The 23,255-nt window shown below is 33.2% G+C and carries 20 protein-coding genes; 11 read left to right on the top strand and 9 right to left on the bottom strand.

From position 1 onward, the window contains the following. The 3 genes from DYH56_RS13790 to DYH56_RS13780 form a co-directional block, all read left to right on the top strand. A partial coding sequence (locus tag DYH56_RS13790; protein ID WP_147269623.1) for an alanine:cation symporter family protein occupies positions 1 to 566 on the top strand: 566 nt, incomplete at its 5' end. A 112-nt stretch (positions 567 to 678) separates the two neighbouring features. Beyond that, positions 679 to 1,557, top strand: coding sequence for an EamA family transporter RarD (rarD, locus tag DYH56_RS13785; RefSeq protein ID WP_158539161.1), 879 nt, complete (start codon positions 679 to 681; stop codon positions 1,555 to 1,557). A gap of 251 nt (positions 1,558 to 1,808) precedes the next feature. Further along, positions 1,809 to 2,552 (top strand): MJ1433 family protein, encoded by a 744-nt coding sequence (locus tag DYH56_RS13780; protein ID WP_114643459.1) that lies wholly within the window; start codon positions 1,809 to 1,811, stop codon positions 2,550 to 2,552. A 45-nt stretch (positions 2,553 to 2,597) separates the two neighbouring features. On the opposite strand, the gene DYH56_RS13775 is transcribed toward DYH56_RS13780, so the two are convergent. Continuing rightward, positions 2,598 to 2,885, bottom strand: a complete 288-nt coding sequence (locus DYH56_RS13775) for a YciI family protein (RefSeq protein WP_114643458.1) — start codon at positions 2,883 to 2,885, stop codon at positions 2,598 to 2,600. A gap of 169 nt (positions 2,886 to 3,054) precedes the next feature. On the opposite strand from DYH56_RS13775, the gene DYH56_RS13770 reads away from it, so the two are divergent. The 4 genes from DYH56_RS13770 (at position 3,055) to DYH56_RS13755 (ending at position 6,317) form a co-directional block, all read left to right on the top strand. Continuing rightward, entirely contained in the window at positions 3,055 to 3,261 is a 207-nt protein-coding gene (locus tag DYH56_RS13770) for a hypothetical protein (RefSeq protein WP_114643457.1), read from the top strand. 498 nt (positions 3,262 to 3,759) lie between these two features. Beyond that, positions 3,760 to 4,185 (top strand): VOC family protein, encoded by a 426-nt coding sequence (locus tag DYH56_RS13765; RefSeq protein ID WP_114643456.1) that lies wholly within the window; start codon positions 3,760 to 3,762, stop codon positions 4,183 to 4,185. A gap of 320 nt (positions 4,186 to 4,505) precedes the next feature. After that, positions 4,506 to 5,024: a hypothetical protein gene (locus DYH56_RS13760; protein WP_114643455.1), complete on the top strand. Its 519-nt coding sequence runs from the start codon at positions 4,506 to 4,508 to the stop codon at positions 5,022 to 5,024. A 777-nt stretch (positions 5,025 to 5,801) separates the two neighbouring features. Further along, positions 5,802 to 6,317, top strand: coding sequence for a GNAT family N-acetyltransferase (locus DYH56_RS13755; RefSeq protein ID WP_114643454.1), 516 nt, complete (start codon positions 5,802 to 5,804; stop codon positions 6,315 to 6,317). A gap of 1,896 nt (positions 6,318 to 8,213) precedes the next feature. Here the strand turns inward: DYH56_RS13755 and DYH56_RS13745 are convergent. The 3 genes from DYH56_RS13745 to DYH56_RS13735 are packed head-to-tail and all read right to left on the bottom strand — an operon-like array spanning position 8,214 to position 9,603. After that, positions 8,214 to 8,588 (bottom strand): PH domain-containing protein, encoded by a 375-nt coding sequence (locus DYH56_RS13745; protein WP_114643452.1) that lies wholly within the window; start codon positions 8,586 to 8,588, stop codon positions 8,214 to 8,216. 39 nt (positions 8,589 to 8,627) lie between these two features. Further along, positions 8,628 to 8,774, bottom strand: a complete 147-nt coding sequence (locus DYH56_RS16035; RefSeq protein WP_158539160.1) for a hypothetical protein — start codon at positions 8,772 to 8,774, stop codon at positions 8,628 to 8,630. A gap of 40 nt (positions 8,775 to 8,814) precedes the next feature. Beyond that, complete coding sequence (locus DYH56_RS13735; RefSeq protein WP_158539159.1) at positions 8,815 to 9,603, bottom strand: GGDEF domain-containing protein; 789 nt, start codon at positions 9,601 to 9,603, stop codon at positions 8,815 to 8,817. A 1,065-nt stretch (positions 9,604 to 10,668) separates the two neighbouring features. Here DYH56_RS13735 and DYH56_RS13730 point away from each other — a divergent pair. After that, positions 10,669 to 15,021 carry a PolC-type DNA polymerase III gene (locus tag DYH56_RS13730; RefSeq protein WP_114643450.1) on the top strand — a complete coding sequence of 1,451 codons (4,353 nt, stop codon included), beginning with the start codon at positions 10,669 to 10,671 and terminating at the stop codon, positions 15,019 to 15,021. Between the two features lie 123 nt (positions 15,022 to 15,144). Here DYH56_RS13730 and DYH56_RS13725 read toward each other — a convergent pair whose 3' ends face one another. Both DYH56_RS13725 and DYH56_RS13720 read right to left on the bottom strand, forming a co-directional pair. After that, positions 15,145 to 15,642 (bottom strand): PTS sugar transporter subunit IIA, encoded by a 498-nt coding sequence (locus DYH56_RS13725; protein ID WP_233500048.1) that lies wholly within the window; start codon positions 15,640 to 15,642, stop codon positions 15,145 to 15,147. Between the two features lie 21 nt (positions 15,643 to 15,663). Then, on the bottom strand, positions 15,664 to 16,683 hold the full coding sequence (locus tag DYH56_RS13720; RefSeq protein WP_114643449.1) for a calcium/sodium antiporter: 1,020 nt from the start codon (positions 16,681 to 16,683) through the stop codon (positions 15,664 to 15,666). Positions 16,684 to 17,174: 491 nt separating this feature from the next. Here DYH56_RS13720 and rpsT point away from each other — a divergent pair, with 491 nt between their 5' ends. Continuing rightward, positions 17,175 to 17,435, top strand: a complete 261-nt coding sequence (gene rpsT / locus DYH56_RS13715; RefSeq protein WP_114643448.1) for a 30S ribosomal protein S20 — start codon at positions 17,175 to 17,177, stop codon at positions 17,433 to 17,435. 271 nt (positions 17,436 to 17,706) lie between these two features. On the opposite strand, the gene DYH56_RS13710 is transcribed toward rpsT, so the two are convergent. The 3 genes from DYH56_RS13710 to DYH56_RS13700 form a co-directional block, all read right to left on the bottom strand. Further along, a complete protein-coding gene (locus tag DYH56_RS13710; protein ID WP_114643447.1) occupies positions 17,707 to 18,342 on the bottom strand; it encodes an epoxyqueuosine reductase QueH in 636 nt (211 codons plus the stop codon). 194 nt (positions 18,343 to 18,536) lie between these two features. Continuing rightward, complete coding sequence (locus DYH56_RS13705; RefSeq protein WP_114643446.1) at positions 18,537 to 19,508, bottom strand: DNA polymerase III subunit delta; 972 nt, start codon at positions 19,506 to 19,508, stop codon at positions 18,537 to 18,539. Beyond that, positions 19,505 to 20,521 (bottom strand): SPL family radical SAM protein, encoded by a 1,017-nt coding sequence (locus DYH56_RS13700; RefSeq protein WP_114643445.1) that lies wholly within the window; start codon positions 20,519 to 20,521, stop codon positions 19,505 to 19,507. The genes DYH56_RS13705 and DYH56_RS13700 overlap by 4 nt, the downstream gene beginning before the upstream one ends. Positions 20,522 to 20,982: 461 nt before the next feature. On the opposite strand from DYH56_RS13700, the gene rnmV reads away from it, so the two are divergent. Beyond that, complete coding sequence (gene rnmV / locus DYH56_RS13695) at positions 20,983 to 21,537, top strand: ribonuclease M5 (protein ID WP_114643444.1); 555 nt, start codon at positions 20,983 to 20,985, stop codon at positions 21,535 to 21,537. Between the two features lie 356 nt (positions 21,538 to 21,893). Further along, entirely contained in the window at positions 21,894 to 23,015 is a 1,122-nt protein-coding gene (gene ald, locus DYH56_RS13690; protein WP_114643443.1) for an alanine dehydrogenase, read from the top strand. The last annotated feature ends 240 nt before the right edge of the window (positions 23,016 to 23,255 follow it).

Below are 23,255 nucleotides of genomic sequence, written 5' to 3'. Positions count from 1 at the left end.
GATTATTCTCCAATGAAGCCGGGAGTGGAAGTGCACCCTGTGCCGCTGCTGCTGCTGAGGTCAGCCATCCTGCAAAACAAGGATTAATACAGTCTTTAGGAGTTTATATAGATACCCTTGTTATTTGCAGTGCCACTGCATTCGTTATATTATTAGCAGATAAAACTACTACTGAAGGGAAAACAGGGATGAGTCTTTTACAGGCTGCCATGAGGCATCATCTGGGTGAATTCGGAGTTATATTTATCGCCATCGTTCTCCTGCTCTTTGCTTTTAGTACTTTTTTAGGTATTCTTTACTATGCCAAATCCAATGTTTCCTTTATTGTTGAGGGGAAATTAGCTCAGAACCTCTATAAAACCTTTGCTCTTTCTATGCTGTTTGCAGGGGGCTTAAGCCAATATCTGTTTGTTTGGGCTCTTGCAGATATGGGAGTCGGACTTATGACAGTCTTAAACCTCTTTGCCATAGTTCCTTTAGGTAAAATAGCTTTAGATTCTTTGGCTGATTATGAAGAAAATTATATGCCTTCTAAAAAACGTTCCGGTAAAACAGAAAAAATATAATCCCATTAGCTTTAGGGTACTCCTCCAAGTGCCTTTTTATAAAAAATACTTGCTATTAAATCCAATCAAATGTATAGTCTTTTATAAAACATGGATTAAGGGAGGAAAAAGAATGGAAGGAAGAGAGAGGAAAGGGATAATCTTTGCAGCAATGGGATATATTCTTTGGGGGATACTTCCCATATACTGGAGACATTTAAAGGGAATACCAGCCTTTGAACTCCTGAACTACAGGATAATATTATCATTTTTATCTCTGGGTATTTATCTTCTTGTAAGGGGGAAATTTAGGGAGTATACAGAAGTATTAAGGGATAAAAAAACTATGAAGAAAATAATTCTGTCAGCAGGAGCTCTTTCCATTAACTGGGGAGCTTATACCTATACCATGGTTTCAGACAGGATAATAGAGGCAAGTCTGGCATATTATATATGTCCTCTTCTCATGGCCTTAACAGGATTAGTGGTCTTTAAGGAGAAGATAAGTAAACTCCAGAGATATGGAATAGTTATCGCAGTTATTGGGGTGGCAGTACTTACAGTGGGAAGCGGTGTAATACCTCTCTGGGGAGTATTCATAGCTATATCCTTTGCAGTTTATGGGGGCATAAAGAAAACTATAAATTTAAACCCCTTTATAAGTCTTACCCTTGAGATGACGGTGGCTCTTCCCTTTGCCATAATTTTTTTATTTTTAGGTGAAGGACCAAGTGCCATAGGGAAAGGACAGTTGATATACCTTCTTCTTCTTGGGGGAGTCACAGTTGTACCGCTGCTCTTCTTTGTAAAAGGAGCACAGATGGCAAAATTTTCTGATATAGCCATTCTCCAATACTTCTATCCCAGTTTAGCTCTCATAATAGGAGTATTTCTTTATGGAGAAGTTTTTACTACTATACACCTTGTTAGTTTTACCATTATCTGGGTAGCAGTGGTGATGTTTCTGATTCCATTTTTCAGAAAAAAAGAGTACAAACTGGAAAATAGTTAAAAATAAAAGGTTTCTCATATGTTGAGAGACCTTTTTGATTTTAACATCTCTAATTTCGTTTCTAAGGGACTTTAGAGAGCATTAAAACTTTAAAAAAAATTGACTTTTTAAAGATTTAAAGCTAAAATTAATCTTGGTTAAAGCTTAAAAAAAATTTATCTTTTGGTGAGATGGCTGTTTCTGCAAAGGAGAAAATAAATTTTTAAAAGCTGTTAATTTTATAAAAAAATTATTTAACAAAGGTGGCGAAAATGAAAAAAGTAAATTGGAAAATCTATATGGGCTTGTTACTGATAATTATGTCAGCTTCTTTTTATCTTCTTGAATATTTATTGTTTGGAGATATACATCATATTTTGGTATTTTTAATAGAAGATATTGCTTTTTTGTTTATTGAAGTTTTATTGGTTACATTAATTATTCATAAAATTCTTGATAACAGGGAAAAAAAGGAACGTATGGAAAAATTAAATATGGTTATAGGGACTTTTTACAGTGAGATAGGTACTGAACTTCTAAATATTATTGCAAATATGGATGGGGAGATAATAAGGTCACAATCTAAATTTAAAATAACAGATCATCCTTCGGAGGAAGAATTTCAAAATATGTGTGCAGTTTTAAAGGAACATAAAAGTCAATTGAATGTTGAAGAGGTTAATTGGGGGAAATTAAAACTACTTTTGGAAAATAAAAAAGATTTTTTATTAAGACTCCTTGAAAATAATAATTTACTGGAGCATGAAAGTTTTACAGATCTTTTGTGGGCTGTATTCCATCTTGCTGAAGAGCTGAAGTATAGGGATACTCTTGTAGGTCTTCCTGAAGAAGATTACAGGCATCTGACAGGAGACATGAACAGAGTTTATGGAGAACTAAAAAATCAATGGATCAGCTATATAGATCATTTAAGAGAAAGTTATCCTTTTTTATTTTCCCTTGCCTGTAGAACCAATCCTTTTGATCTGAACTCTTCGCCGATCGTGAGAAAATAAAGAATAGATTAAAAGGGATATTTTAAAATATCCCTTTTTGTCATCTTATTTTAATAAATTTTCATAACCTTTTCCAACTCTAGTAGGCAAAAATTCTATTATATTAAAAATAGCAATGTCATTAATTTTAAATGGATCTCTGTCTAAAATTGCTTCCAATTCTGCTTTATCTTCTAAATTTGAAATAATAATCCCCCCATCTCTTGGATTTTTTTTCCCTGAAGCGATAAAATTTCCCTTAGAAAACTCTTCTTTAATATATTCAATATGTTTTTCTAAATGGCTCTCTACTTCTGTTAAGTCTACTTTGTAAGTTATATTAATAATAAACATTGATCCACTCCTTTTTAAATTTAACGTGCTGTTAATTTAAAATAACATATTAAATTTAAAAATACAACATATTATAAACTTTATATTTATACTTATAAAAATAGGAACTTTCTCATATTGTTTAGATGGGTATTATATTGTATACTCCTATTATTCAGGAGGTGTTAAAATGACAATATCAGAATTAAAATCAATTGGGGGCTGCGGGGTAGGGTTTACCTTAGATGCTTCAAAATATTCAACATTAGATTTAATATCGATTGCAGAAGAGATTAAAGGAACAATGACTTTAAAAAATGCCAGTATAAAATCCGCCTTAGATTTAAAAAGTATTGCAGACATAAATCCAGAAAAAATTGTGTTTGATTTTACTTAAATATAACAGGTGTTGAATGTGAGTAGATTTTTCTACTCTTTTTTTATTGTCTTTAATAAAGGGTACAGAACTTCCCCTAGCCCCCACGATATCGCGATTTTCAAAATAAATGATAAGCAATCATTTATTTTAAATGCGATCATAAAGACGGGGGGATCGATAGGTAATTATTTTAAATGCGATCAGAAAGAAGGAGAAAGTAGGGTAGCTTCGACTTCGCCCAGCTACCGAAGTTTCCTAAATTATTTTACTTTTATTTTAACTATATCCTCTGTCTTTATTGAAAGAAAGAGGAAAACAAGGAGAAAGTTCCGAAGGGGTTTAGTATTTATCTTGCTAAGCTATCGCAGAATAAGACCTATGACTATCTTAGGATTCCCCCCCTACAACAACTTGATACTATTGAGAGAATTAAAAATATTGTAAAAAAGTTAAAAAAAAGTTAAAATATTACAATTAACCTAGTATTTATTAAGTGAATTTAAAAGGGGGATACAAATGGAGATATCAAAACAACCAATATTTAAAAATATAGACTGTGTGCAATTTTATATTCCTAATTTACAGGATGGATTAGAATATTATTGCAATAAACTTGGATTGAAAATTATATGGCAATCCGATTCAGCAATAGGTCTTGGAATGAGCGAAGGAATAGCGGAAATTGTTATTCAAAATGAGCGAAAAGCACAAGAGATTGACATTAAAGTAGAATCAGTAATAGATACAATTGTAGAAATAAAAAGAGCAGGTGGAGAAATTATATGTGGACCTTTTGATATAAAAATAGGAAAATGTGCTGTTGTAAAAGACCCTTGGGGTAATCAATATGTAATATTAGATGCTACAAAAGGTACTTTTATTACTGATGATGAAGGGAATATTATTGGACAAAATAGTAGCTCAATCAAAAATATTGATTAATATCATAAATTTGAAATATACTATAGGAATTTGTCACTTAAAGTGGTCGTTTTATACTTGTCCACTTTAATTATGCTCATTATCAACATTGATTTAAAATAGAGCCTAATTTAAAAAAAGATAGTGTCAAAGAAGAGGGAGTTTAGTAAAAAAAACTAGTAAAGTATACATACGAACTATGTGGTGGAACTAAAAAATTAGATATAAAATCAATAAATCCAAAGACTCAATAGAAAAAATCTAAAATTGATATATTTCATAACTTACGAAATACCAAATTAAAGTCTCATACTATTCATATTTTAAAGGGGGAGTTACACATGGAAATTGAAATAACACAAGAACAATACTTAATGATGAATCATATTAACAATAATGAAGCTTTATACATCCAAATTGCACCGGAAGAACATGCAACAGTCTCAAACTGCTTTGATAATGTTGCTACCAAATGTAAACAAGATGGAGGAAAACCATTATATGGTTGGATAATATGGGATCAGCCTTTATTTGTTGAAGCTGAACTTCATTGTATTTGGTCATCAGGTGATGGGGGAATTTTGAAAGATATAACACCCCCTAAAGATAAAAATGATAAATTTATTCTTTTTTTACCTGATGAAACTATTGCGTATAACGGAATAACCCTAGCAAATAAATATATGCCGAAATATAAGGAACAGCGATTATTAGATTATCTTTCTGCTGAAATGAATCTCCAAGCATTTATGATTTCCCTAAGAAAACTATATTCAAATGAGATTAAATTAACAAAAAAACATGCTACAAGGTACAAAGAATTGTTAGATCAATTAAATGATGCGAAAACTAATCTATAAAAACTAAATTGATTCCTCAATAGCTTCTTGAAGAAGTTATTAAATAAGTAAAAGAATAGAGTAGAAGTGCCATAGAAAAGGATATGGATATCTGAAATCGGTAGAAGGAAATTATAGTTCAAAAGAAGCTGAAGCTCTAGGGTATGAATCTTGTAGGAGGAAAGATGAAAAAATTGAAAACTTCAAAAAAAATATAGAAATAAGTTTAAATAAAAATTAAATTAGGAGTTAAATAAATGTCAGAGCATATCACAGATTCTATCTTTTGATTTTGAATTTCGAAGTTTATAGTCGTCTAGCTTCACGGTAAACACCTTGCGAGTTTCGTCGTGCCCACCATGCCCGTCAGGAATCCTACTAAGAAACGGGGATCACTGGCACTTGTTAGCAAAGACAATTATAAACTTCTTGAACTTTTTCGTTAGTTTTTCTTTCAAGAGAAAAAGTAACTCGTATCAAAGGCGGAAACTTTGGAATCTAAAGGGTGCCACCCTTAACTGGCTCTGTTTCTTTTTATCTGAAAAAGAAATAGAGGAAAGAAAAGCAGACTTTTTCTAAATGATGTTATAGGGGTAAGTCAGAGGTAATGTCCGTCTTTTAATTGCGACAGTCCTCGCTCCACTGCGGAACTTATTTTGTTGGACGACTGAGTAGAATGTTTACTGAGAAGCTAGGTAACATCTAGAAAAAAGATTTTAGTCTAAAAAAAATTTATATCAAAGACGGAAACTTTGGAACCTTTATTATAAATTTCACACCTTTTTCAAGGAGGCCTCAATGGAAATAAAAAAACCATTTAAAAGTCATCTTCCTCAATTAGAAGAATTTTTTAAAACAGTTATATCTGATACTGCCGCAAAAGAAGAAATAAAAATTCCAGATTTTGTAGATGAAGAAGTAAAGGAAAAAATGAAGTATTGTGAGGATTATTTTAAAAAGGGTAGTAATATATCTATCTTAATTGCTCTGGATGGAGAAAAAATAATAGGGACTATATCATCTTCATATTGTGATTCAGATATAAAGAGTGTGATTAAAGATCTCAAGAAAGATTCTATGAAGATAGGAACTGTATATATCCATCCTTCCTATCAGAGAAAAGGCCTTGCAAAAATTCTTTTAAATGAAATGTATAAAATACTAAGATCTAAAAATGTAGAAAAATTTTATTTGGATTCCGGTTATAAAAGTGCCCAGAGGTATTGGACTAAAAATTTAGGAGAACCATTTTTTACAGCTAAAGATTACTGGGGACCAAAAATGGATAATCTGATTTGGAAAGTTAAATTATGATGAGGGGCCTATCCCGTTATTTAATAAGGAAAATAAAGTTTGAGGTCTTGAACCCATTATCGATGGTGGGAACTCACATTATTCAACGCAGAGGCTCAGAGTACACTGAGATTCTCAGAGATTTTTTGTCGCAGATTACACAGATTATTCATCACAAAGAAAAGAGATAAAGAGACACGCAAAGATTTTGTCACGAATTATCACTAATTTTAGAACTAAAAAATATTTTTTCTTTAGGTTTTTAAACTTTTAATTTTGAAGGCGATATTACTTTTGCAGTAATTATCCTACCGAGAGCGATATACAAATTAAGTTCTCTCAATATCCTTAAATTTTATTATAGAATTTCTAGAATATTGGTGATGCCCTTTTCGGGTACGCAGTAAAACGAGGACTATGGCTCGAAAGCTCGTAGCTATCTTATTTCTATTTAGAAGCTATTTTCAAAATTTGAGCTTTTCTTTGGTTCGTTTCTTTTGCTCACTCACATTTAAAATTAGATTTAATTATATCTGATTTTAATACTCGTGAATCGAAATGAACCCGTATCAAAGGCGGAAACTTTGGAATCTTTATTATATTGCTAAATAAAAAAATAATAAAAAAGTAAAATTTACCGAGAAATTAAAAAAGACCCATAAATAGAATGGGTCTTTTAAGAAATCAAAAAATCTATTGAGGATAGATTTTTCTAAGTGGATTCTATTTTTTAACTAGATTAGAATCTAATTCACATAAAATTTAGGAGAGAGAGAGTCTCGAGAACATATGTCTTGAGTCCACTTACCAAAATTTTACAACTAGATGCCCAAAAAAACAATATTAACTAACTAAATAAACTATTAATTAACTAAACTAAATAACTACTTTCTTATCTGAGAAGTTATGTATATTTTTAAAGATATTGCATTAGGGGGCCTCCGAACACAATGTATTTCTATGAGTATACAAAAGGGCTCCTGAAATTAAATTTCAGGAGCCCATCGATACAATCATTATAATGAATTCTCTTGGGGAGAGGATAGTAGTTTAACTACAATACTCATTACATGTATATTTTATAGTTTTTTGGAGAAAAAAACAACTTAAAAATTGATTAGTTTTATACTAATGAAGTAAAAGAAAACTTTCAGAAACAATAAAAAGAGCTGTACAGCAGCTCTTTTTATTGTTCTTTAAAGCAGTATATTACAGGAATTACAGACATAAGCTCTTGTAAATCCTCTAGAGACAGCATTGGTCAATGCTGTCTCTAAATTCCTAAAGATACCCAGATAAACTTTATTTTTAGTTGGTATATGATTACAGTCAGATTGGTGTATTTCGTAAGTTTTAGTATCAATATAAAAATCAATATAATGAATCATAGAAGCCACCTCCTTTTTTATCCTAAAATTATACCACAAAAGTTACAAAAATGGAAACTCTGACTAAAAGAAGATATTTGAAACTTACCAACCTATGGAAGTACAGCAGCAAGAAGGGCATCTGGCATTGATATAGCCTTTAGAAATTCCCCTCATGATAGCAGATTCTAAATTATGATGAAATCCTAAATTAATATAAAGTTTAAAATCAGTATAAAAAGCTGAAGAAAGGCCAAGTTGTCTCAGCAGTATAGAGCACTTGGCTGAGTGAATTTCTTGAGTTTTAGTGTTAATAAAAAAATGAATGATTAATCCTCCTATGTTACTTTTTTAAAAAGTATAACATAAAATTTAAAAAATGGAAGGGGAAATTTAAGGAATGGTTAAAAAAACTAAATTTCACTAAAATTAGAAGGGGGGTGTTTTGGATGAAATCCAAAAAGAGCACCTAAGTGCCCTAATGATTTCATTTTAAATTATGATAACTCTTACATTAATCTTTCAAACCACAACCCTCTTTCATATAAGCTTAGTACTCCATGGAATCATTTATTAATGTGATAATTTCCCTTATATCTGTTCCCCTGCCAAAAGAAATCCCAAATTCTCCCAATCCAGATAACCAAAATTTTAATTCTGAATCCAAATCAAATGACTGGGTGGTTTCAACAGAAAAAGATATTATTTTTGAGTATGGAATACACATATATTGGATTTTTTTTTCTGCAGTCTTTTGAAGATCCAGTGTTATTAATTTTTTTTCGGTGAAAAATACCATATCTTCAATAGAACGATAAGTTAATAACACCACTTCATCCCCTTTCAAAAGAAAGTCTATATCTCTTTTAGAACTCTCATTTGGTATTTTTACCATTGCTGTAAATTTTTGTTTATTATTTGTCATTGTCCCCCCTTAAGCCTCATGGCAGATTTCAAATATATCTTACGGTATTTCCGGCACAGGTATTTCTGGTGCAGGTGCTTCCGGTGCGGGTACTTCCGGTGCAGGTATTTCCGGTGCAGGTGTTTTTGGTTTAGGTTTTTCCGGTGTTGGTATTTCCGGTTTAGGTTTTTCTGTTATTTTATACATTTTTTTACTCCTCCTAAATTACCCTTATAATTTTAATTCCTTATAAAACAATTACCCAGAGTTTAAAGATTAAAACATTGTCACTGCTTCCTTCTGAGTAATGGGAGATCGCTCTCTTTTTTTTCTTCATGATATTCATCTTATTGTCTGCTTCTAACAGCAAATATTCCACAGTCTTCTTATCATGGTAGGAAGATTCCGAAATTCCAAAGCTTATGGATTCACTGTAACTTTTACTGTTGCTTTTTTGGGAGTCCTCATTATATATCCTTATCTTCTCTCTTAATCGTTTCATAACTTTCCTTGCCCCTGCTATATCACATTCAGGAAGGATTGTTAGAAATTCATCTCCCCCCATCCTGGAGATAATATCCGATTCCCTTATACTGGATCTCAGCATTTCAGCGACATCTCTTATGAGCTCGTCTCCCTTGGTATGACCAAAGGTGTGATTCACAGATTTTAGTCCATTGAGATCTATGAGGCATACCGACAAGCTGTTTTTATCCCTCTTTGAGAGACTAAAATGATTTTTCAGCATCTTTAATCCCATTCTTCTGTTATAGGTATTGGTCATATCATCCATGGATGGATAATGTTTAAGTTCCTTTGTTTTTTCTTTTATCCTTTCCTCTAGATGCCTGGTTCTCTTCATAGATAAGTATGTAATGATAGATCCAAATAAGATGGCAAAAAAAATAGGCAGAATAAAATAATTTAAGTCAAATTCCGTTATATTCATTTTTAGACTCACCATCACCACAATAGATACGAAAATTATCATCAAAATAATATTTATAACTAAAGTCTTCCACACCTTCAATTTCATATTCCACCCCTCCATATAAAAAAAAATCAGCCAGCCTCCATAAATAAAAAATATTTCATCTACTTATTCTTACCAGAATCTTTGAATAATTCCTTGAATTTTTTCATATAGATAAGTTGCTGCTAAAAAAACTAAGGATTCCATCTTTAACAAGGTTCATTTTAACTTTGAAAGTGATATTACTCAGTACTTTCATATATACTAGAGCGTTCAACAAATTAAGTTCTCTCAAAATTCTTAGCGAATCTCTTTATCTCGTTTTCTCAAAGTTCTGTGACCCTTACTTTATGATGAAGAATTAAATATTTTTGAGAAAATAATAAAAGCCAACTAAGATTCTTAGTTGGCTTTTAAAATACTATGTTAACAAAATATTTGCATTAAACATTTTGTTTCATTCTGATTGAGTCTATCTAGCTAAAACTAAAGATACACTTATCATCGTTGAAAATACTGTTGAAACTTTCAACATATAAACTATTTTTTTCATTTTTTTCTCCTCTTTGTTACCGCGGTTATAGATCTCGTCATCTACAGTTTTCCGGTACTGTTTTTATTTCACTTCTAACTTCTTAGGACCATTCAAAAATATGAGTGATACAATATAATATCATATAAGTTAAAAAAAGTCAACGGTTTTTTTGTAATTAAGTTCGGATTTTGTTTTTTGTTAAAAAGAATGTTTGAAAATAATACTAGCGAGTAGTTCAAATAAAATGGATTTTCTCGTATAAGCCCTTATATCAGTGTTTTGAATAGGTTTTCATCAAATTAAATAAGGAAGCATAAAAAACAAACAAAATTTGTGGCGATATAGAACACCCACGGAGTTTTTATTAACCAAGAAATCATAGAGTTGAACAGGATAACCTAAATATTGAAGAATTTTTATTAAATTTCTATCCGGATAGAAGGTCATATTCCCTTATTATTTTTTTAGGAAACTATAAATTTTATTTTGAGTCTATGATATAATAATAAGGTGGTAGATAAAAAAAACCTTTATCACCAAAGGTAATGAGAAGAAATAGAAATATTGTTTAATGGAAAAGATAGGGAGGAAATATGCCTAGAAATATAGTTAAGATACGGCCCAAAAAGAATCTTTTTGAGTCTGTAGGAGTAAAAAATATAGAGTTAAAAGAGATAACTGTCTATGAAAAACTAAAAAAAATAGAGTTATTGTGTGTGGTAAAAAATCCTCATAACTTAGATGAGCTGGACCTTATTCAAAAAGAGATCGATAAAAAGTTTGGAGATAAATTAGAGCTGGATTTAGGAGTTGAATTTGAGGCTGCCAATCTGACTAAGATGGATATAAAATTGGTTGTAGAGAGGATTATCAGGGAGTTAAAAAATACCAGTGCTCCCTCTAGATCTTTTTTACACCTGTATAGGATCTATATCCACGACCAGCATATAGATATAGAATTAAAGGATCAGGTGTCTTTAGACAACCTTTTAAAGGCTGAAGTGGACATAAAATTAAATACCAGATTGGGAAGATATGGGATAAATAATCTCGATATCCGGCTCCTTGTGGGAGACTTTACCAGAGAAGTCAGAGATATGGATGATGAAATTATCAGAATCACCAAAGAACAGATTGAAAGATCCAATAAGGAGATCCAGCTGAACAATCCGGTAAAGCAGGTTACAGAACAGCCTAAAAGGACCGAGCCCAGAGATATGGAGAAGGTCAGGGTTATTGAAAGCAGCGAAGGGAAAAAAATTCTCTTTGGACGGGGAATGATCAAGGGGTCAACCAATGATTTTTTAGAGTTCAACGAAATCTATCCCGGAGAAGTCTGCACCTTGGAAGGAGAGGTCTTCAAGGTTGAACAAATTGAGATAAAAAACAAATGGAGAATTGTAAAGTTTGGAATGACCAATCATAAAGATTCAATCTCCATTAAAATATTTACAAAGATAGAAAATAAAGTGGATATTAAAGCCGGAATGTGGGTAAAGGTCAAGGGGAAAAAAGAAAATGACCAGTATACCAATAACGAAGATATCCTGGCTGCAACCAATGTAAATGCCATTGAGTCTAAAACTGTCCAGCGAAAAGATGAGGCAGAGATAAAGAGAATTGAACTCCATGCCCATACTAAGATGAGTGATATGGCAGGACTTATCGATGCTAAAGATCTGATTAAACATGCCCACTCTTGGGGTCATAAGGCTATTGCTGTCACTGATTTTGGTGTAACCCACTCATTCCCCTTTGCTTTCAAGGCAGCTAAAGGAATGGAAGACTTTAAAGTGATCATGGGCTGCGAAGCTTATGTAGTAGACGATGCTGTAAAGATGGTAAAAAATGCCAAAGATAATATCATAGAAGATGAAACTTATGTAGTTTTTGATATAGAGACTACCGGATTTGATCCTCATAACGATGAGGTCACAGAAATAGGAGCAGTAAAATTAAAGGGAACTAAGGTTATCGAAAGGTTTTCTACCTTTGTTAATCCCAATAAACCTATCCCGGAAAATATAGTGAAACTTACCGGTATTACCGATGAAATGGTTGCAGATGCTCCTCAAATTGAGGAAGTTTTACCTAAATTTTTAGAATTTGCCAAAGATGCTACCATGGTAGCCCACAATGCAAAATTTGATATAGGGTTTATTCAGACAAAATTAAAGACCAGACTGGATCAAAATTACGATCCTGCTGTAATAGATACATTACTGTGGGGTAGAAATATCCTAAAGGAACTAAAAAGACATAATTTAAAAGCCATGGCAAAACATCTGGGTGTAGAGCTCGATAACCATCATAGAGCCGTAGATGACGCTGAAGCTACAGCACATATATTTGTAAAGATGATGAATATGGTTCTGACAAAGGGAGCTTATAAGTTAAGTGAGATAGACAATGTCTATGAAACCGATGTAAGGCTCATGGATACATTCAATACCATGATCCTGGTAAAAAACCAGAAAGGGTTGAGAAACCTGTATGAATTGGTTTCAAGAGCTCATATTGATTTTTACGGACAGAAAAAACCCAGAATACCTAAGTCACTCTTAACAAAACTCAGGGAAGGGCTGATTATAGCCAGCAGCGGAAGCGGTACTTTTAGAAATGAAGGGGAACTGACAAAAGCTTACCTTCGTGGTACGGCTAAATCGGAGATTGAAGAATTAGCTAAATACTATGATTATTTTGAGATCCATCCAAGGGGTACATATACCGAATTAGTTGAGAAAAAAGAAGTGGAATCATATGACAGTATCATTGAGATGAATAAATACTTTGTGGAGTTAGCTGAAAAACAGGGGAAGATCGTAGTAGCCACAGGAGATGTGCAGTATCTGAATCCAGATGAACACCTGACTCGGAGTGTCCTCCGGTATGGTAGCGGAATGGCATTTAATTCATGGCAGTATGATAACCAGCTGTACTTCAGGACTACCCATGAGATGATTGAGGAGTTCTCATATTTAGGGGACGTGGCAGCAAATGAAGTGGTTATAGATAATACCCATAAGATCAATGATATGATTGAGAAGGTTCAGCCTATTCCAGATGGTTTTTATCCCCCTAAGATGGATAATGCAGAGGAAGAAGTAAGTGACATGACTTACAATAAAGCTTATAAAATATATGGTAATCCCCTGCCGGCTCATATTGATGCTAGGATTAAAAGGGAATTAAAGGCTATCATTGGAAATGGCTTTGCAGTATTATATCTGTCGGCCCAAAAATTAGTAAAGGAGTCCCTGGACAACGGATATCTGGTAGGATCCAGAGGATCTGTAGGATCATCCCTGGTGGCATTCATGATGGATATCACCGAAGTAAACGCTCTTTATCCCCACTATGTGTGTCCTGAATGCCAGTATTCAGAATTTATGGATAAGGAGGGAAGCGGGGTAGACCTCCCTTCTAAAAAATGTCCTGAATGTGGCGTGGAACTGACCCGTGACGGTCATTCTATACCATTTGAAGTATTTATGGGATTCAACGGGGATAAGGTTCCGGATATAGATCTGAATTTCTCAGGTGAATACCAGGGAACTATCCATAAATATTGCGAGGTCTTATTCGGAAAAGAAAACGTATTTAAGGCAGGGACTATCTCTACCCTGGCTGAAAGAAATGCCTACGGGTATGTAAGGAAATTTTCCGAAGAAAATGACCAGCCTATGAGAGGTGCCGAGATGGAAAGGCTGGCCAAAAAATGCGAAGGGGTTAAAAAAACCACAGGACAGCATCCCGGCGGAATGATCATCGTTCCAGAGGGAAAATCCATCTATGATTTTACCCCTGTACAGCGGCCTGCAAATGACCAAAATTCCACTTCCATAACCACCCACTATGATTATCACGTAATGGACGAACAGCTGGTAAAACTGGATATATTGGGGCATGATGACCCTACTACCATCAAATTATTACAGGATCTTACTGGGGTAAATATCTATGATGTTCCTCTGGCAGATCCAGACACATTGAAATTATTTTCTTCAACGGAATCATTGGGAGTCACACCTGATGAAATTGGCTCGGTAGTTGGAACTTATGGAGTACCGGAGTTCGGTACCGGGTTTGTAAGACAGATGCTGGTAGATACCAAGCCAACAACCTTTGCAGAACTCTGTCGTATCTCAGGGCTCTCCCACGGAACAGATGTCTGGCTGAACAATGCCCAGGAATTTGTCAGAAAAAAAGAAGCTACCTTATCTGAAGTAATCTCAGTAAGAGACGATATTATGAACTATCTTATCGATTCAGGAATCGAAAAAGGCCTGGCCTTTAAGATCATGGAATTTGTCAGAAAGGGAAGACCCAGCAAGGAGCCTGATACCTGGGAGGAATATTCAAATATTATGAAGGGCAGAAAAGTTCCTGCCTGGTATATTGAATCGTGTAAGAGGATAAAGTATATGTTCCCTAAGGGACATGCGGTGGCTTATGTTATGATGGCAATGAGGATAGCATATTTCAAAGTTCATTATCCCCAGGCTTTCTACACTGCATACCTGACCAGGAAAGCAGATGATTTTGATTCCGACTTTATGCTGACTTTAGGCGGGATAAAGAGTAAGATTAAGGAATTAAACAATGAACCCCGAATGGATGTAAGACAGAAGGGGCAGATGGCACTATCTGAGATCATCCTGGAGATGAATGCCCGTAAAGTAGAATTTTTAGGAGTGGACGTATATGAGTCCGATGGTTTTAAATTTAAGATCGAAGGTGACAAGATAAGGCTGCCCCTTATTGCTGTAAATGGATTAGGAGCAGCAGTGGTTGAAAATATGCTCAATGAACGTACTGGAAGAACTTTTTCATCCTATGAAGACCTCAAGAGGAGAACAAAGGCTTCTGCTACAATCATTGAGAAATTAAAAACCCTAGGTGCAATTGAAGGATTAAGCGACACAGATCAGAAGAGCTTATTCTAGGAACGTGACGTTCCATCCAATTAGGAGTAATTTAAATTTTTATAAACTTAAAATTTTTATAATTAATTTATGAGTTCTTAGATACAAAAAAAAGAGTGAATATTCACTCTTTTTTTTTGAACTTTATTTAAGGATTACCCTCATAAGAGGAGTTCCTGCATCTACCTTTTCCCCCGGATCCACCAATAGTTCTATATAATCTACATTATCGTCACTTACAATTATAGGAGTGATTATAGACTTTGCATTTTCCTTCAGATAATCTAAATCATAGCTTACTAATTTATCTCCTGCTTCCACCATCTTTTTAGGAGAAAGTTCTACAATCCTTTCAAATCCTTTTCCTCCTAAAAGAGATGTCCCCACACCGAAATGGATAACGATATAGACACCTTTTTTAGGTTCAAATATTAAAAGGTGATTAGTTTTAAATATCTCTACCTTGGAAGATATAGGAGCACAGATCTCCCCGGGCTCGGGAATTATGGCACACCCGTCTCCTATGATATTACTTGTAAAAACATTGTCCGGCACTTCATTTAGATCCAAGACCTCACCTTTAAGGGGTGAATATATTAATATTTCTTTATTTTTTTTAAACATATCTTTCAAACTCATCATAATCAGATTCCTCCTGTAAATTTATTGTGCGCCCTTTATTACACCATACATATAACCTATATAAACCACAACCAATATAATTCCTGTCAATCTGCCAATTTTTTTATTTAATATGGCAAATGCTCCCACCAGGATTGTAGCCATTCCTACATTCATAGCATCGGTAATCATAGCATGATCCACTACAATTGGTTTTATAGCCATAGATGCACCTAAAGTAAGTAAGATATTAAAAGTATTCGATCCGACTATATTCCCTATAATAATACCCTGCTGTCCCTTTCTGGCAGCCATTATACACACTACAAATTCAGGGAGTGACGTTCCTACCCCTACAATAGTAAGCCCTACCAAATGCTTACTCATTCCAAAGGTCCTGGCAATCTCAGATGCATATTCAATGACCATATCCCCGCCCTTTACTACGGCAATTAGTCCAATTACAATCATTGCTATGTCTTTAGAAAGATGTTTAACAGATGGCTTTTTTTCCTTCTTTCCACGTAAGAATTTATTTAATTTAAAAGTTCCTTCAGCGATTTCATAGATCATCATCTTCTTTTCTTTATATTTTTGATCTACCAATGATTTTCCTATTGTTTCTTTGACAAAATAAGCAAAGATTAATATTAAGATAACACCGTCAATCCTGGTAAGATTTTGATCAAAGCCTAAAAGTGTTCCGTCAAAGGCTAAAAATGGCAGTAAAATAGCAGCAACTATAGCTATGGGAAAGTCAAAGGATGCTAATTTTTCATCTATTATCATAGGCTTGAATATAGCAATTGCTCCCACAATGAATAAAATATTAAATACATTTGATCCCACTATGTTTCCAACTGCCATCTCGTTGGAATTATTAGTTATAGCAGCCATATTAACTGCAAATTCCGGTAACGACGTTCCAAACCCCACAATAACTATTCCAATAATTAGTTCAGGAATTTTAAATGCCTTGGCCACAACTGAAGACCCTTCGATAAAAACATCTGCTCCCTTTATTAAAATAGCAAAAGATACTATTAATAATACATAAACCATAATATACAACCTCCTAAAAATTTCATATTACTTCTTTTATTTTTATTGTCCACTTTTTTACAACAAAATGTATTATACTCCTTTTTTTGTTAAAGTCAAGGAAAAAAAACGATTTTTAAACATGTTCTCTTTCTAGATTTTTAATTGAATTTTAATTTTAAATTAATTATTGTTTGATCAGGGTTAATATCTGCTAATGGTACCAGCAAATTGAACTGATATCTCCAATTCCTAGTTTTCTAAGGATATAAAAAAGCAGCGTGAAGCTGCATCCAGATCGGTTCCTAAAATAACTATTGTTAAAATAGTTAAAAATATGATATAATGTACTCGGTCTATTGTACAATATTGGTCTCTAATCTTGTTATTTACTTACCAAATTAACCTCATTAGTTAAGAAGTATCTTGACGTTTTTTGCAATGTGTGATATCATTGCAAAGTAAAATATTATTTTAAATATTAAATTTTTAAATTCTTAGGAGGAATTAATTTGGCACATACTAAATCAGGTAGAAAAAGAATAAGAACAGCAGAAAGAAACAGAGTGAGAAATCAAGCTGTAAAATCTAGAACTAAAACTATGGTAAAGAAATTATTAACAGCTATCGAAGCTAAAGATGCAGAAGCAGCGAAAGCAGCATTATCTGTAACTTACAAAGAGTTAGATAAAGCAGTTACTAAAGGTGTTTTCAAGAAGAACACTGTATCAAGAAAGAAAGCTAGATTAGCTGCTGCAGTTAACGCTTTATAATTACCTGTAATAACATGAGACTAAAAAGGAGTTGAATTTTCAACTCCTTTTTTATTTATCACAACTTTCCTGTCCTATGTTGCATCTTTTTAAGGATAACTTACATAAATTTATAAAAAAAGAGCATAAACCCTCAAGTTTTATACTCTTTTCAATCTTTATATTTAATTTATAAATTCCTGTATCATATTGTCATAATACTGAAATAAAATTCTGTTGAATAGAAAATAAAGCCCTGCAGCTATGGCAATACAGAGATAAAGTTTATTTTTTAATCTTCCTCCCTCTCTTTTTTTGAGTACACACACCCGCAATAATCCTGACGATAAAGGTTGTGGTCACGGGATAATTCTATGGATCTTTTATATCCATTTTTTTTCTTGAAATCAGCTCTTAAAAATTTAATTCCTAATCTTTCCTCCAGCTCTATCCCGATTTCATTTATTTTCTGGCCATTTTTTAACGGGCTGATAGAAAGAGCTGTACTAAAGTAGTCAAACTTTAGTTCCTTAGCCATCTTAGCTGTCCGGGTAAGTCTCAGGTCAAAACACTCAAAACAACGTTCCCCTCCCTCTCTTATATCTTCTAATCCCCTTATTTTATAATAAAATTCTTTGGTATCATATTCCCCGCCTAAAAACTCTATTTTATTCTTAGACGTTTTGTTAACAGTTTTTATAAATTCCTGCTGCTCAACATATCTTTTTTGATATTCATCGTTGAAGGTAATGTTTGGATTATAGTAATATACTGTAATCTTAAAATAATCTGCCAGATACTCCAGTACATACGACCCGCAGGGTGCACAGCACGAATGCAGCAGTAAAGTCGGAATATAATCTGATTTTTCTATTTCTTTTATCTTTTTTTCCAAGATCACCTGATAGTTTATTTTTGGTTTATTCATAATTTTTCTCCTTTTGACTCTTCCTTTGTATAGTTTTTTTAACCCTCTCCTTCTTAAGTGATTCTACGATTATTAAAATTAAGTTTACTTAATACTCAATTTTAAATGTATACCCTCCCAGGGAGAAACAAAGTAGAAAAAGTAAGTCTTTCTCCCTATTCAGGGAGAGAGTGCCGATAGGCAAGAGAGGGTTTCTATACCTCCAATATAAAGGTCTCCAGCATTAGATCCAGTTCCCCGTTTCCGGATTTAAATTTAGCTTCTATATCCAAGACTTTATTTAGATATTTTTGCAGTGCATCACTGTCAAACCTTTCTATGAGGGGTAGTTTTAAAAAAATAACATAGGGATGGCTGAATCCCCTTTTATTTTTAAATAAATTTTTATTGTTCTCAAAGGCTACTTTAAAGGAGTTATAGTTTCTGGTTGATTTTATAGTTCCTTCTTCAAAAAGAACACGCAGTTTCAATAGATTTAACAGTTCTCCCATGAATATATTTAAAAAGAAAATATGCTCCTTGGATTTCTTCAGGTGGAGGAGGGTGTTTTCCTTCTTCCCCTGCAAGACCTCCTTTACCATATCAAAGGTATTATACTCCTTGGATACAGTTAAAATATTTATAACTTTTTCAAAGGCGAAAACTTCCCCATCTAAAAAAGTGTTTACTTTCTGCATCTCCTGACGAAGAGTAGAGAGGTCTCCCCCTACCATGTCTTTAAATTTTACTGCTGCAGGTTTGTCCACATTGAGGGTATTCATAATATAGTTAATTGTGGTATTTCCGTCTTTATCCGACACTTCCATTAATTTAAAATTCCCCTCAACTTCCTTTCGTGCTTTTTTCGGGAAAGGTTTCACTTCCTTTCCGAACTCGTTGAGGGAGGAGTTATATATAATAATTATATCTTTATTTAATATATTAAAATTATTCATAGCCTTAAAAAAATTCCAGATTTTATCGATTTTTTCTGCTCTTTTAAGAATTAATAATTCTTTTCCTCCAAACATAGAATTTATGGAGATGGACTGAAAAAATAACTCCTCCTCCTTTAAGCTGGCATCAAAGGTCTTTTGTAAAATATTTGGTGTTTCCACAGTTAATTTACCGAGAAGATCTTTATAAACTAACTCTGTGGTTGAATCACCTATGATTAAATAGTTCATCTAACCTCCCCTTTAAAAACTTCATCCCAAATATATTGCGGCTCCATCCCCAGATAGATGTCGAAGTTTCCATATTTATTTATTGAATTTACTATATTTTTATACATATCTATACGTATTTTTTTAAAATATCTCTCCTTCCCATCTATTCCAACTATAAATTCATTGAAAAACAGGTCTGTATTTCGTTCTGCCAATACTTTCTGGCGCAGCCCTTTTTTATATCTGATGGTTCCAATTCCTATATCCCTTATCTTAGTCGGATCAAGGACAGAAAATATCTCTTCTACCATACCTCTGTAAGCGGTGTCACTTCCCTCTATATCTATCATGGGATCTAATCGAAGTCCTATGGAATAACCGTGTTCTTGGAGTTTTTTGGCAGCGGCAATACGTTCCCTCAGAGATGATGCTCCTAACTCATACCTGTCTATGACTTCCTGGGGGCTGAATGTGAATGATATAAGGATATTCTTAGGAGGAGTTATCTCTAACAAATTTTTTATATTATGACTTTTCGTTCTCAATTCCAGGATCAATTCCGGTCTGTCTTTAAAATACCCTATAAGATCGGAAGTTACATTGGTAAGGTTATCGTGAACCAGGGTGTCATTGACAATCCCGGCACTTACCATAGTTCCGCTTTTATTAAATTTATCTAATTCGATGAACATATCTTCTAAGTTTACATAGAAAATAAAGGCACTGTGGTTGAAATAATCTCTAAGGTAGCAGTACAGACAGTTAAAGGGACAGTTATTTTCATATGACAGATAGAACTCCTCTTTTATCTTGGATAAGTTGTCATCCAGATAATAATTCTTCAAAAAATTCCCTTTTTTAGTGGTGAAAAGCATATACTGCTTCTCCTCCTCATTGGTTAATTTCATATCACGAATCATTTTAACAAATGTCTTCTCATCTTCAATGAGCTTATAATTTTTTATCTTTTCCAGGATCTCTATTCCTTTTTTATGATTTTTAACATCCTCTGTTATATATATTTTACTCATTATTTTCTCCTGTTTTTTTAATTTTTTCTGGGTTATTATCTGAAGTGCACGTGGATAAAAGTACTGTGAAACACTAATTATTATACTATTTTAATCAGTTTTCTTCAATGATATGATATAATAAACTTTAGATAAGGACTAATACCAATTTGATAATTAAATGACACAATGAAAGTAATTAATAACTTATAACTTAACCACCGATAAACACTGATCTTGCAAATGAAAAAATAAAAAAAATAATAACGAACGGTCACAGAGCTGCACGGAGGGAAAGAGGTCTGTGAATCTCTTTTTCTAACTTTGTGGATCTTTATGTTAAAAAGTAGTTTTTTAAGAAGGCTTCTGTGTAACAGCTATAAAATTTTTATAAGATTTGTGTAGATTGGCGGCAAAAATTATTAGTGTAATTTAAAATATCAATTTATAAAAATTAGAGATGAATAAAATTAGGAGGATACATGAAAAAAAGAATACAAGAAGTAATAGTGGTAGAGGGTAAAGATGATATTTCCGCAGTAAAAAAAGCTGTAGATGCTGAGATGATAGAGGTCAATGGGTTTGCTGTGAGAAGAAAATCGACTCTGGAAAAGATAAAAAATGCCTGCGAAAGAACAGGGGTAATCGTCTTGACCGACCCTGATTTTGCAGGGGAACAGATTCGAAAAACTATTGAAAATTATGTTCCTGATGTTAAACATGCTTATATATCCAGGGAGGAAGGGAGAAAGGGGGATAACATCGGAATTGAAAATGCTGATCCTGAATCTATCTTAAAAGCCCTAGAGGGAGCAAAATTTAAAGTTATTTCAGAAAGAAAAGAATTTACTGTTACCGATATGATTGAAAACAATCTTTCTGTAGGGTCAAATTCCAAGATGAACAGACAAAATTTAGGGGGATTATTGAAGATAGGATACGCTAACAGCAAACAGTTTTTAAGTAAATTAAATAATTTTGGAATAAGCCGGGATGAATTTGAAAGTGCCATAAAAAAATTAGAAAATAAAAATTAGATCTTCCAGAAATAGCTAAGGTCTAGACCCCCATCTTGGGGGTCTTTTTTTGTAATTTTCATAATTTTTAACATCCTAGATAATAAAAAAGAAAATTTTTTTTATTAATTTCCAAAAATACCTCCAGAGGATAAAGATATTTTTTTCACTATTTAAAGTTTGTAAAGTAATGAAAACATGCTTTTAAATGATGTTGTTTCTTATCTTGGATATTTTTTTCACGACACATCGACAAATTGAGTGTTTGTTATCTGAAGTAAATGCATTTATTTTATGAGGAATGGTTGATTTTGATAAAAGTATATAGTATAAATGATTAGATCGAAAAAATAATAAATTTAAAGGGGGATAAAATAATGAGAATAGGAATACCTGGAGAGATCAAACCACAAGAGCATAGAATTGCACTAGTACCAGAGGGAGCAGCAGAATTTGTTAACAGAGGGCATAATGTTTATATGACATCTGGAGCAGCAAATGGAATTGGATTAACTGACGAAGATTATAAAGCTGTAGGAGTAGAGATTCTTTCAACTTTAGAGGAAGTTTATGAAGTTTCAGATATGATCGTAGGAGTTAAAGAGCCTCAACCTAGAGAACTTGCTCTCATTAAACCCGGACAAATTCACTATAGATACCTTCATTTAGCACCTGACTACGACCAGACAGTAGGATTAATGAAAGCAGGAGCTACCGGGATTGCATTCGAAACTGTAGAGATGGAAAACAGAAGTTTACCATTATTAGCACCAATGTCTGAAGTTGCTGGTAGAGAAGGAGTTATCTTCGGAGCTAATATCTTAGCAAAACATATGGGTGGAAAAGGAATCTTATTAGGAGGAGTTACTGGTACTGCTAGAGCAAAAGTTGTTATTGTAGGAGCTGGAATCTCTGGACAAGCAGCACTTAAGATGGCAGTTGGATTAGAAGCTGACGTTACTATATTAGATGTAGATATCGCTAAATTAAAGTATCTTGATGATATTTATGGAAATAAGATCAAAACTTTATACTCTAATTCAGGAAATTTAGCAGCACAGATTAAAACTGCTGACTTAGTAATATCTACTGTATTAATTCCAGGAGCAAAGTGTCCGCATTTAATTACTATGGATATGATAAACTCAATGGAAGCAGGATCAGTAATTGTAGACATTTCAATCGACCAAGGTGGATCGACTCCTATATCTAAACCTACATACCATGAGGATCCTACTTTCTTAACTGACAACGGTGTTGTAATGTACTGTTGTGCTAATATGCCTGGAGCTATGCCTAGAACATCTTCATATGCCCTTGCAAATGTTACACTTAAATACGGATTAGCAATAGCTGATTTAGGAGTAGAGGGAGCTATCAATAGATTCCCTGAATTAAGACCTGGTATCAATGTTTATGAAGGTAAATTAGTTTACAAGCATGTTTCAACTGCTTTCCCTGATTTAAAGTTTGATGAATTAGATTCAGTAATGAAATAGTATTTTAAAAGCTCAAGGTTATCCTTGAGCTTTTTTTATTATCTAGGAAATTATAAATTTGAATATTTGTAAAAAAGAAGAAGTTTAGTTGGATGATAAAGAATTTTTAGAGAAAAAATTACTTTTAGGAAATAAATGAATAAAAAAATGTATATAAAAAGGGGCTTAGAAAATAAGCTTCTTCGAAAATATTAAGTTGTAAAAATTTAAGAATAATACAAATCTCCATATTTTTTATGA

This window comes from Psychrilyobacter piezotolerans (assembly GCF_003391055.1).
GTDB classification, from domain to species: Bacteria; Fusobacteriota; Fusobacteriia; order Fusobacteriales; family Fusobacteriaceae; genus Psychrilyobacter; species Psychrilyobacter piezotolerans.
The sequence above is the reverse complement of the archived record's forward strand: the minus strand, read 5'-3'. Positions and strand labels throughout refer to the sequence as shown.